Here is a 12,103-nt window from a genome sequence, read left to right on the forward strand (position 1 = left end):
ATGACACATCCATTCATCCGGCGCATTGCTGTATGCGCGAGCGCATGTGTCCTCGGATGTGCACCGATGCTGGCTGCTCCTGTCGCGTGGGCCGAGGACGACCTCGCTCAACGTGTTGACTCCGCTGAAAGCGTGTCGAGAGACGATACGGTCGTGGAATCAGGGCACGTTGATATCGGACCAAAGATCGTTGATGGTCAGTGGAACATTCTTGCACGCGATGATTCCGGTGCAACACCAGTGTGGCGCGACCTCAATCATTTGGTTATGAAAGTCAATGATCACGGGCTTCTCGATGCACCTACGCAGACTCCCTATGAATTCCTTGGCGGCAAGGAAGGGGAAAAATGGTGGATCATCCCGCAAACTGAAAACCCAGGTGTCGTGTGGCTCGGTTGGAATACGCAGGATCCTCAGGCAACTCAACGCATGAGTCGGGGAGCCACGATGAGCATCGGACACATTGACGGGCCAGGAAAAGCGTGGCTTTTCCTTCAAGATGGAACGTTCGGTGAACCTCGTGTACTGGTTGATGCCACCGTCACTACCCCGCAAGATGTGTGGGTTGACGTGAATACACATGTCCATGCGAATTGGGTGTTCACTCAACCTGGTGTCTATGTTGCTCCGATACGTATCTGCGCTGATATGCAAGATGGCTCCCGAGCGTGTGCACAGTCAGCCTTGCGTTTTGCTGTCGGCGACTCAACACATCCCGAAGATGCCCTGAAGGCACCTATTCCCACGGACTTTACGCAAACAGAGGACAGCTCCTCCACTCAAAGCGGCTCTCCCAGTGCTGACTCACCTGAATCGCCGAGCACAGGAACAGACGCAGACTCCGCTGATTCTCAATCACGCATGTCGACAATCACGTCCGTTGCGATAGCGGTCGCTGTACTCCTCCTCGTCCTTGTGATCGTTGGAATAGTGCTGCGTTCACGCGCCACACGCCGTGACATCCTGCGCGTACAGGAAGAACGTCGTTCACACATACACAACCGTGAGGACTAAGACAGGTGTTTTCGCGAGAAAACACGCATTCTCTTTCCCTGAAAATACACACAGATCAAGGCAAAGGCATGAAATTCGGTCAGATCATGACTGGAGGGACATTACGGTCTCGACGCTCTCAGACGGACGCGGCCCACGGCATCAACACCACCGGCGACGCGATGGATCAGCCGACGTGTCGTGATCCTCAGCCTCGGATCGCTACCCGTCAAGAGGGCGCCAACTGTGTGCCTGTCCTTGATGTTCGCGGTTTGAGTGTGGATTTAGGGGGCCGTCGGATCCTCACCGACGTTGATATGCACATAAATTTCGGTGAATTTGTCGCGCTGATTGGGCCCAATGGTGCCGGGAAAACAACACTCATTCGTTCGATTTTGGGCCTGATTCCGACATGTTGTGGTGACATCACCAGCCAGGGAAAGAAATTACACGCTCGGCGCATTGGGTACGTCCCTCAGCGGCATGAATTTGCGTGGGACTTCCCCTTAACTGTACGCGAGGTCGTTGTCTCAGGTTTAACAGGTGCGTTGGGTTATGGTCGTCGTCCTCGGCGAGAGCACCAATATGCTGTCGAGGAAGCAATGGAACGGGCTGACATTGCCCATCTGAGCCAACGGGTCGTCGGGGAGCTATCCGGGGGGCAGCGGCAACGTGTTCTCGTGGCCCGCGCTCTGGCTTTGCAGCCATCGTTGTTACTCCTTGACGAGCCGTTTACAGGTTTAGATATGCCAACTCAAGAACGTTTAACTGATCTCTTCCGCTCACTCGCACGCGAGGGACACGGCGTCCTGATGAGTACCCATGATCTTGTCGCAGCTTTGGCTGACTGTGATCGTCTCTACATGGTGAATCGTCGTGTTGTCGCCAGTGGACAACGGCAAGACTTGATGGATGCGCAGCTGTGGATCGAGACATTCCGTATCCGTGAAAATAATCCGCTGCTCACAGCTCTGGGGATGATCTGATGCTTTCTTTTGCAGATTTCCTGATGGACCTCATGAATCCAGCTTTGGCATTCTTACCTCGGGCTCTGCTCGTGGCAACAATGAGTGCCATCGTCTGTGCAGTTGTCGGGACTTATGTGGTACTCCGCGGGATGGCATTTATCGGCGACGCCGTAGCACACTCCGTTTTCCCAGGTTTAGCTATTGCCTTCGTCATGTCTGGTTCGCTGGTCTTAGGCGGCTGCATTGCGGGTGTCTGCACAGCGATTCTTGTGGCCCTGCTTTCGCATAATCGACGACTCAAAGAAGACTCGGTGATCGGTGTGCTCTTCGTGGGCGCTTTCGCACTGGGCGTCGTCATTATTTCGTGGGCGCCGGGCTACGCGGGATCCTTGCAAGATTTTCTTTTTGGTTCAATCACCGGTGTCCCCGCCGAAGATATTCCCGTAATCGTTGTGGGGTCGGTTCTCGTCCTCGCACTCGTGGCTTTTCTCCACAAGGAATTCGTCGCAGTGTCGCTCGATCGCGAAACCGCCAGGGCACAGGGTTTACCCGTGCTCTTCCTCGACATTGCTCTGTACATCGCGGTGTCCCTAGCGGTAGTCATGTCGGTTCAGACGATCGGTAACGTTCTGGTCCTCGCTTTACTGGTGACTCCGGCAGCGGTAGCGCGACTACTGGTTGATCGCTTGATCCACATGATGTGGGTGGCCATCGGTGTTGCGGTACTGGGAAGTTTTATTGGCATCTACGTGTCGTGGGCAGCAGACCTACCAACAGGCGCCTCAATTGTCTGCGTATTGACTCTTGCTTTCGTCATCGCATGGTGTGCGGCACCTCGTCACGGATTCATCGTCCGATATCTCCGAAAGAACTCTCAGAATGTCGAGGATCCTCAAACCGATCGTCCCGTGAGCCCTTCGATGGATGAGCGTGCAGAGATCCATAGTGATCGCGATGTTGTGACTGTGGAATCTCATTGGTCACGCATCTCGGCATATACACCTGCTCGAAGCGGGCACATGTGTTCGCGAGCAGGACAAGACGACCACTGGTGATATCTCTGATCAGCATGGAACTCCCCCACGTCTTCCTCCTGCATCGACGCACCTACTCTGAATGGGTGATCTTGTCATGCCTGGAAGAAGGGACCATGCGTGCATTCCAGGCAGCCGCCCCTCGACCCTGTCATTCCGGGCTTATTGGCATCCGCTAGGGGGAGACACAGGATCAGTCCCCGCCCGGAGCCCGGACGGGGACTGATCGGTTACGAACGGCGGGGACTAGGCCCCTGCATATTCGCAAAGTGCAGCGCTACATGCGCACCGCAAGCGACGTGTCAGCCGAGGCGACGACGAAGCACCACGGTGGCGCCACCAGCAGCACCAAGAGCAACGGCACCGGCTGCGATCAACACAGCAGATGAACCAGTCATCGCAAGACCACCCTGAGCCTTGCCAGCCACCTTGCCTGCCTTGGCAGCAGGCTTCTTCTCAGCGGGCTTCTTCTCAGAAGGCATCGGCTTGGCTTCTTCAGCCTTGACCTTGGAGCATTCCTCGCCCGGATCCTCACCGTTGATGATCTTGTTCATGCGATCGAGCTTGCAGTTGTCGAGGAGGTCCTTGTTGATCACCGGATCGTCAGCCTCACCATTAATGATCTTGTTCAAGTGATCAAGCTTGTTCTTGTTGAGCAGGTCCTTGTTGATCACCGGATCGTCAGCCTCACCATTAATGATCTTGTTCAAGTGATCAAGCTTGTTCTTGTTGAGCAGGTCCTTGTTGATCACCGGATCGTCAGCCTCACCATTAATGATCTTGTTCAAGTGATCAAGCTTGTTCTTGTTGAGGAGATCTTTATTAATCACCGAACCTTCTCCGTTCACAACCGCGTTCAGGCGATCAAGCTTGTCTTTGTTGAGCAGATCCCTATTGATCGCCGGATCAGCCTCAGGCTTACTGTTGATGTCCTCGATGGTCGCGGTGAGACGGCTAAGCCTATCCCTGTCAATGAGTGCTGGCTGAGTGGTTGCCGCGCCAGGCTGAGTGGTAGCTGTGCCAGGCTGAGTGGTAGCTGTGCCAGGCTGAGTGGTAGCTGTGCCAGGCTGAGTGGTTGCCGCGTCAGGCTGAGTGGTAGCTGTGCCAGGCTGAGTGGTAGTTGTACCACCCGACGGAATCGTCGGACCCTCTTCAGCAAAGGCAACTGGGACAGCCAGGGCACCTAGAAACATCACGGCTGCGCCCGCTGATGCAATACGCACACGGGCAGACATTATTGCTCTCATTGTTGTCCTCCTAGCAGAATAGGAATTAGTCCAAGGCGGGATACCATGAACTACGCACTGCGTAGCAAAAAAATAGACCCACCCCCCCCCCCGCGCAACCCCTTCATAAATTTCACTCTCAGAAATGCAATCCGCCGACCGTATCACTCAGCTGTCCATGCCGATAACGCTATGCGTCCGAAATTCCATTGGTCACGCATTACGGCCTATTTTCCGGCCAAATCAAGCACATGCGATCACAAGCAGAACAAACAAATCACTGACAGTAACTGCTGATCAGCACTAAATTGCCCATGCCAGATTTCCCCAATAGCAACCCGCTATTTCTTGAATCATAAAATGTTAATTAATCACAGTGTTACAAGGACTCTGCGATACCTCATAGCAGAATTCACACACCGTTCACCTCGTATCCGGCAGATTCATCAGAACACGACGTTTCTCACTATGTGGACGGTCCGCCTCGTTCCATAAGCCGCAGCCATGACGGGTCATCAACCGCTCACATGCCATGCACATTTGGAGCGCTGATGGAACTAACGAACTGCCGCTAGAGGCCTTCACACACACCTTTATCCCGCTATCCCGCGCAGCTAACCTACGCGCACAAGCGATGTACACACCACAGCGATCGCGGTTGGCACCGCATGTCAATCCACTGCGCTCACACGAATGCTCAGGCGGGACATCATCCTTGGGTCGGCATCGTTGATGATCCATTGCGACACGACGTTGACTGAAACGGTCAAGGGACTCAGCACCACAGAGTTAAATATGGCCTCACCGACCATGAGTATCGGTCGGCGAACGTGAACTCACGACACTGCGACAGGCGCACCGGTGGGATAACCAGCGTCCTCACAAGCCTCCAGGTCACCTCATGCCACGGGAGAAAAAGGCAGCTCATCACCAACAACCAAGCATTGATTCTGGACGTGAAGCAAGCAAACAAAACTCAAAACGCTTCAACCTGACATGAGAAACCGTGCCCCTCACCTGTTACCGCCATTTCCTTGTCTGTTGACCTAAGTGGCGAGCCTGGCGCTCCACCCCATTCCCGAATTACCATTTCCTCGCCTGATTTCCTCAGTGCTCTAGTGGCACGGTCGTACTCGGAGAGCATGGCAATGGGGATGACACCAGAAATACACTCCACTGTCCAGGCAATTGTGAATCAGCATCAAGGAGCGAGCATGTCATCTCAGCCGGCTGGCCCTCACCTCAACGACCTAGCCAATGCAGTCGTACGTGGTAACCACCGTAGCGCGGACAACGCAAACGGCACCTGGGCTCCAACAACGCTGCTGTTCAGGCCGTGGTGAATGAACTTCATCCATGTAGTTTGTACCAAACCGTTGTGCAACAAGCTAACTAGGGGTACCGTGTACATAATAGACAGGATGCAATCGTGTCAAGCAGGAAGCGGGTGACGTACGGTGCTTGCTGTAGGTTCTGTAGCTTTGCTACTCGTTCCAGGATATTTTGCCCCGACGCACGTAAAAGCGAGGAACGGGGTTGTGCTCAACCTCTGACCTGAGAAGCTCGCAATGGAAGATATATCGAAAAAGTAAAGGCCTCAAGAAGCACGAATACTAGTCGAGGAAGATTAAGGTGTTTCGTCAACTGATCGATGAAAAAGTATTAGCCTCGGTGATGACCTTCTTTCTCATTGGAACAGGTTTGTTGATGAACCCGATTTCGGTTCATGCAGCGGAAGATCCCGGCCCGGATTATGAATGGGAGGTACAGGAGAACGTAGAAACTGGTCCCGATCTCGTCCGGCAGTTTCGGTTTGAGAAGAAGCTGGACATGACTAATGCCCCCAACAGAACGAGGGTGCCTAAACTCTCCGTTCCCTTTGTTCTCAGTGAGATACCGCAGGGCAAGGAAGAAGAATACGGCATCGGAAAATCTATTGGTGCGGGACAGGGTTATTCTATCCAAAAGGGTGAATTTAATTCAGGAAGCGAAGCGGAGTGGGAAGTCGTCAACTTCAATCCGGATGATGCTTATGATGAGAAGCTGACCGATTTGCTGGATAATGATCCAGATAACGGGGCCGACATATTGGAGCGCGGTATCAAGTATAACTGGGGTGGGCTGAGGTCCAGTGATCATATTCAGACCGCACAGGCAGGCTATAACTTCTACAAACCTGGAGACGAGGCTTATTATACTGATGACGAGCGGAACGGCTGGCCAAAGGACACTATGGCGTGGCGCTGCTTCTATGAAGGTGGAGAAAGAGCAGGGTCTTTCGATGACGGTTGTCAGTCTCTAATAGACTACTCTTTCGATAGTTTCCGCTATGATGAGGCCTATAATTTAAGGGCATATCCACTCACCTATTATGCAAGCTCTGTACAAAGAACTTTGTTCACCCATAAGGATATTAATGCGGACGGAACTATCAATTCAGTATCCAAGTCTTTATGGCGCCCCAAACCCGCCAGGGGAGGAGATTTTGAGAATAATGCAACCGATATGGAAGCGGTAAGGGAGGCTTTCAAGAGAGATTTTCTTCAGGATGACATTCCGACATTTACGGAACTTACCCCTAAATTGAAGGCTAACTATACTGCGCCTGATGGATCTGAAGTCGACTATGGAATTAGGAGATACATCCTCCGAGAAGGGAAGCCTACCGGGGAGGATGCTGACCTCATTGCCTCTAATCACGAGATCAAGATCGTTGATATAGTAGGTTTCAACGATGATTTCATGATCTTTAACTCCGTGGAAGAAGCGGATGCCTACTACGCAAAGATGGGGCCGAAGAATTTTGGCTTATATTCGGTGCCAAGGAGCGCTATCAAACCTGTCACCTTTGTCAACACGTACAAGCCTGAGATTTCTGTCAGCAAGGTAGATGAGAACGGCAATCCTCTTGAAGGAGCGGAATTAGCCATCACTCCTGAGGGCTCTCAAGAGGTAGTTGCAAGCTGGACCAGTGACAAGAAGGTTAAGTCTCTCAGACTTGACGAAGGTGACTACGTTCTTCAAGAGACAAGAGCTCCTGAGAACTATCAGACTCTTGCCGAATTCGGCTTCCACGTAGATAAGGATGGGAAGATTAAAGCGGCAAAGCATGCGAATGTCACTGTGGATGGTTCTCAACTCACAGTAAAGAACGTCCTAGCAGTGGCAGCGCCGCACGATGATCCATCAACCGGCGGGCCAGACAACCCCGAGACTCCATCAACCGGCGGACCAGATAACCCTGATACTCCATCTACCGGTGGGCCAGGCAACCCCGAGACTCCATCAACCGGCGGGCCAGGCAACCCCGAGACTCCATCAACCGGCGGGCCAGATAACCCTGACACACCATCAAGCGGTGATCCGGACAAACCCGACACCCCATCAAACGGTGGACCGGACAAACCCGACACCCCATCAACCGGCGGGCCAGGCAACCCCGAGACTCCATCAACCGGCGGGCCAGATAACCCTGACACACCATCAAGCGGTGATCCGGACAAACCCGACACACCATCAAACGGTGGACCGGACAACCCCGATACTCCATCTACCGGTGGACCAGACAGCCCCAGCACTCCGCCGACCGGTGGACCGGACAAACCTGACACCCCATCAAACGGTGATCCGAATAAACCCAGCACTCCGCCAACCGGCGACCCCAACAAGCCCAACACCCCGCCAACCGGCGACCCCAACAAGCCCAACACCCCGCCAACCGGCGGACCACATAAGCCGAATAGTCCATCAAATAATCGGCCTAACAAGCCGGGCAATCGAACATTACCAGCGACGGGAGCGAACGGAGTTAATCTAGCGCTGTATGCAGGATTGATGACATTAGCAGGTGCATTGTTATTGGGACTCAGAGCATTAAAGGGGCGCAAAGAATAATGCGAGTTCGATCCATCGGGCCACAGCTGTAGGTGCCTCGTCGTGGTCGGTCCACTTTCTCCGGTCATCAAACTCGGGTTTCAGGGTGGACCATGACGATTCAGACGTCGCATTATCGAAGCACCCTCCGGTACGCCCTACTGACTGGGTAGGCGAAGCCTGACAGTCGGTAGTAACCGGTGCGTTCAATGAGGTCCCGGTAATCTGCGGCATCGGTCAGTCCACGCTGGACCAGGATGCTGACCTGTTCGTCCAGGCTTGTCCACGGCTTGACCATCGACACACCCTCAGATACATGACGACCGGCTCTGACCACATCCGAAGATGCGGCGAGCCGGTACTGGTAAATTCAGGCTAGCACGAATGCTTCTTAGGGAGTCAAGAAGAACTCGAACCACCCCCAGTAGGTCCCTGACGCGCTCTGGGGTGTGGGGTCTGTTTGGTTGGGGGATTGCATTCTGGTGGAGAATCTTTTTGTGCATACCGTGAAGTGTCCTCGGAATGGCATCCGAAGGGACACAAACTGTGAGGATACGGTTTACTGCCGCCCCATTGGGGCAGTACCCCGAAAGCATGTCTCCTGCGATCCACGGACCCGATGACACTCACCCTCGGAGAAAACGTGCTCATATCCCTTGACGCGGTTACCGAACATAGGTAGGAGTGAGACTACTCCTCTATAGGAGCACCGGTTTTGTAGTACGAGCATATGCAGTCCACACCTACTGCGTGCTTTTCCGGCTCTTCGGATTTGGGTGGGGTCGAGGGCGTGAAAGGGGGGGGTGAAGGTGATTCATGCTTAGTGTGTGAATAGAAAGCCTGAATCGACCTTCACCGTGGCTGATCCTAGCGTGATTTTGCGTTGTGTGGTGAGTGTGAAAGATGTCCGGGTGCTGGGGTATTTCCGTGATGGCCCGGTCCAGGCCATTGTTATTGAACAATCATTGTCTGGGGTGGTGTGCCCGGCCTGTGGTGGACCAGCCCGGGTCAAAGACCGTCCCCGCGTGATGCTGGTTGATCTGCCGGTCTATGGCAGGCCGATGCGTCTTGTCTGGCGTAAACACCGTTTCACATGCCCGGACTTATCATGTGAACAGATGTCGTGGACAAGCACGGACAGGCGTATTGCTTCTTCTCGTTGCCGGATGACGACTCGGGCTGGGAAATGGGCGACTGAGCAGGTAGGCAAAGGTCGTACTGTCAGCGAGGTCGCACGTGAACTCGGCTGTGATTGGCACACGGTCAATGACACGGTCATGTTCTATGGTTCAGCCCTGTTGGAAGCTGACCGTAAGCGCGTGAACGTCACCGGGGCGGTCGGTCTTGATGAGACGAGTTTCGTGCGGCTGGCCCATCGCCGCACACAGTACGTGACCACGGTCTGTGATGTGGAACATCACCAGATCATTGACATTGTCCCCTCGCGTACCTATGTTGATGTCGCCACATATCTGCACGCCCAACCACAAGCATGGAAAGACCATATCCGTTACGCAACTCTTGATATGAGCCCGACCTATCGGGCCGTCTATACCGTGGTCTTACCCAAAGCAACCCAAATCGCTGACCACTTCCACGTGATCATGCTCGCGAACCGGGCTCTAGACGAGGTACGCCGACGAGTTCAACAAGAAACACTCTCACACCGCGGACGTAAACACGATCCCCTGTACCAAATCCGTAAAACCCTGACTCGAGCGCAAGAAACCCTCAACCAGGACACCAGTGAAAGACTGGCACACCTATTAGCCCTGGGAGACCCGAACGGGGAAGTCGCTATCGCCTACCGGATCAAGGAACAACTACGTGTTTTCTACCGTCTCAACAACAGCGACCAGGCTTACCGCGAACTCGACACACTGATCGACACCTGTCAAGCCAGACCCATGCCACCCGAAATCAAAAGACTTGGACGCACACTCAATCAGTGGAGATCCCAGATCATGGCCTACCACAAAGCACACCTGACAAACTCGATCACCGAGACCATGAACAACCTCATCAAACGCACCAAACGAATCGGCTACGGCTTCACCAACTTCACCAACTACCGCATCCGCGTCCTGCTCTACGCCGGCAAACCCAACTGGAGAATCCTCAACACTATCTACCCCTAAACCCCACCCAAATCCGAAGAGCCACAAAAGATGCAAATGTCTCGCGTCTGTCACACAACAACCCAGACGTGAAGATTGCAAGGGGTATGCCTGGAGCGGGCGACGGGAATCGAACCCGCCTCTGAAGCTTGGGAAGCTTCCATTCTACCGATGAACTACGCCCGCATCGGTCGGAGTGCTCAAGCTTAACAACCCTGAGAGTTGCTCAATGCCTCAGCATCCGAGGACCATCCGATCATAACTGGCCAGCCAGCGATAGTCCAACGGCAGCCCCGACACAAGGACAAACACAAGCACAAATACAGGTGCAAACACGCTCATCCCCGACTTCCGGTTCGGGGGCGTCAAAAGACGACCCCGAACCGGTCCGTCCAAAGCTCACCGTTTGGTAATCAGCCTCGATGAGTCGAGCGATCCAGGATCCGCGCGAGCGAGCGGTTGAGCGAAAGCATGCGCATTCCCCGGGCACCTAGCCCCAGCATTGCGCAGCCGGCGGCTGCGAGCATAACGGCAGTCGATTGAGCACCGGTGGATGCCAGCGGCCGTCGCACGCAAACGATCCGCGTCCCACGCTTGCGCGGGGACAACTAGTGGGTATGAAAACCTCCGATAGCCATTGGCTAACGGGGTTTATGAAACGGGCAAGGTCAAGCGACGCTGGTGGCCTTGCGACGTAGCTTCTTCTGAGCCTTCTCCAAACGTCGGAACTGTGGAGCCCAATACGGATCCTCGGGAATTTCAGCACGCAACCGGTCCATGAGCTCATCAGGCAGAATCACATCACCGTCAATGAGCGGGTAGATCAGACCGACAAAGGCGTCGCCTGGGTCCATGTCATAACCCTGATCACTCATTACCACGTTGTCGTAGGGGTCGGGAACCTGGACAGCGTACACACGCAGATCGTTATAGAGCTTACGATATTCGACCATCTCATCTAGCATGACGTTCACCTCCTACGGTAATCCCGGGTGTACGACTCCGACTTCTCGTGCTCCTGCGTCGTTGTGGCGAATTCGTACAGTCATTGACACACCGTCAATCGTAGCCGGGAAGGAGCCAACGGACTCCCCGTATGGCATTGGTGATGTCACGTTATGTCCACGACTCATGAAATTCGTTTCGTGACCTGGCGTCCGAATCATCCCCGCTCACGCGGGGTCAAGACTCACATCTCCAGCCCACACGTACACTATCGAACGTGACTCCCCGACCCGTCATCGCCGCAGCCATCGTTGACAGCCTCGCCGCACCCACTCATCTTCTGTGTGCCGCCCGCGCATACCCCGAGGAACTCCGCGGAAAATACGAACTACCCGGCGGCAAGATTGAAGACGGCGAAACCCCCGAAAATGCGCTGCGTCGCGAAATCCGCGAAGAACTCTCTATTGACCTCACTCTCGGTGATGAGGTGCTCACCAACAGCGGCGAATGGTGGCCGCTCATGAATGGTCGCCTCATGGGTGTGCGACTTGCCGAGATCGCGTTCACCACATCGGCCCCTCATCCGCATCGCGATTCCGTCATCAAATCCCACGGTCCTCGTACAGCGCACGAGAAAACTCTCCCCACTCACCACGTTCACTCACCCTCTCCATCCGACCCACGATCCCCGTCACACGCCCTCGCCGGACACCAGGTTCCGCGCCTGGGTGACTCACACATTGAACTGCGCTGGGTTCCCCTCGAATCCGCCGATACTCTCAATTGGATCGATGCGGATTTCGATATTATTCGACAGATTCAGGAAATCTGCCGCGCTCGTCCTCGTCAATAAAAAGATCTGTGAAGGCGATTTTTCGGCGGAATCTCAACCCATTGGTAAAAACCCACCCGTTCCTCACGCCCTCTTTTTCACGACATCGGAACCA

8 protein-coding genes, 1 tRNA gene and 1 pseudogene are annotated in these 12,103 nt (G+C 54.3%); 7 read left to right on the forward strand and 3 right to left on the reverse strand.

Annotated features, from left to right (window positions below; translation table 11 throughout):
* From G7Y41_RS09275 to G7Y41_RS09285, 3 genes and pseudogenes are all read left to right on the forward strand, one after another.
* Entirely contained in the window at positions 1–1,014 is a 1,014-nt protein-coding gene (locus tag G7Y41_RS09275; protein ID WP_165316387.1) for a choice-of-anchor M domain-containing protein, read from the forward strand.
* 227 nt (positions 1,015–1,241) lie between these two features.
* Complete coding sequence (locus G7Y41_RS09280; RefSeq protein WP_442984271.1) at positions 1,242–1,979, forward strand: anchored repeat-type ABC transporter ATP-binding subunit; 738 nt, start codon at positions 1,242–1,244, stop codon at positions 1,977–1,979.
* Positions 1,979–2,830: pseudogene (locus G7Y41_RS09285) on the forward strand (anchored repeat-type ABC transporter permease subunit); the annotation flags it as partial. The gene G7Y41_RS09280 and the pseudogene G7Y41_RS09285, both read left to right, overlap by 1 nt.
* 467 nt (positions 2,831–3,297) lie before the next feature.
* Here the strand turns inward: G7Y41_RS09285 and G7Y41_RS09290 are convergent.
* Positions 3,298–4,242 carry a hypothetical protein gene (locus tag G7Y41_RS09290; RefSeq protein ID WP_165316385.1) on the reverse strand — a complete coding sequence of 315 codons (945 nt, stop codon included), beginning with the start codon at positions 4,240–4,242 and terminating at the stop codon, positions 3,298–3,300.
* Between the two features lie 1,193 nt (positions 4,243–5,435).
* Here G7Y41_RS09290 and G7Y41_RS10175 point away from each other — a divergent pair.
* The 3 genes from G7Y41_RS10175 to G7Y41_RS09300 all read left to right on the forward strand — a co-directional run bounded on the left by G7Y41_RS10175 (position 5,436) and on the right by G7Y41_RS09300 (position 10,232).
* Positions 5,436–5,564, forward strand: coding sequence for a hypothetical protein (locus G7Y41_RS10175; RefSeq protein ID WP_269207955.1), 129 nt, complete (start codon positions 5,436–5,438; stop codon positions 5,562–5,564).
* A gap of 289 nt (positions 5,565–5,853) precedes the next feature.
* On the forward strand, positions 5,854–8,115 hold the full coding sequence (locus G7Y41_RS09295; RefSeq protein ID WP_165316384.1) for a SpaA isopeptide-forming pilin-related protein: 2,262 nt from the start codon (positions 5,854–5,856) through the stop codon (positions 8,113–8,115).
* A gap of 869 nt (positions 8,116–8,984) precedes the next feature.
* Entirely contained in the window at positions 8,985–10,232 is a 1,248-nt protein-coding gene (locus G7Y41_RS09300; protein WP_165316383.1) for an ISL3 family transposase, read from the forward strand.
* Positions 10,233–10,323: 91 nt separating this feature from the next.
* Here G7Y41_RS09300 and G7Y41_RS09305 read toward each other — a convergent pair.
* Positions 10,324–10,397, reverse strand: a tRNA-Gly gene (locus tag G7Y41_RS09305).
* A 482-nt stretch (positions 10,398–10,879) separates the two neighbouring features.
* The gene (locus tag G7Y41_RS09310) at positions 10,880–11,176 is read right to left on the reverse strand and encodes a hypothetical protein (protein ID WP_165316382.1); all 297 of its coding nucleotides are present in this window, start codon (positions 11,174–11,176) and stop codon (positions 10,880–10,882) included.
* Between the two features lie 257 nt (positions 11,177–11,433).
* Between G7Y41_RS09310 and G7Y41_RS10185 the strand changes: the two genes are divergently transcribed.
* Complete coding sequence (locus tag G7Y41_RS10185; RefSeq protein WP_165316381.1) at positions 11,434–12,009, forward strand: NUDIX domain-containing protein; 576 nt, start codon at positions 11,434–11,436, stop codon at positions 12,007–12,009.
* Positions 12,010–12,103 lie beyond the last annotated feature (94 nt).

Source organism: Schaalia sp. ZJ405, from assembly GCF_011038885.2.
Lineage (GTDB): Bacteria > Actinomycetota > Actinomycetes > Actinomycetales > Actinomycetaceae > Pauljensenia.

Bases quoted from the DNA above. Each gene is read 5' to 3' on its own strand.
- G7Y41_RS09275 (WP_165316387.1), top strand. From the start codon at position 1: ATGACACATCCATTCATCCGGCGCATTGCTGTATGCGCGAGCGCATGT.
- G7Y41_RS09290 (WP_165316385.1), bottom strand. From the start codon at position 4,242: ATGAGAGCAATAATGTCTGCCCGTGTGCGTATTGCATCAGCGGGCGCA.
- G7Y41_RS09310 (WP_165316382.1), bottom strand. From the start codon at position 11,176: ATGCTAGATGAGATGGTCGAATATCGTAAGCTCTATAACGATCTGCGT.
- G7Y41_RS10175 (WP_269207955.1), top strand. From the start codon at position 5,436: ATGTCATCTCAGCCGGCTGGCCCTCACCTCAACGACCTAGCCAATGCA.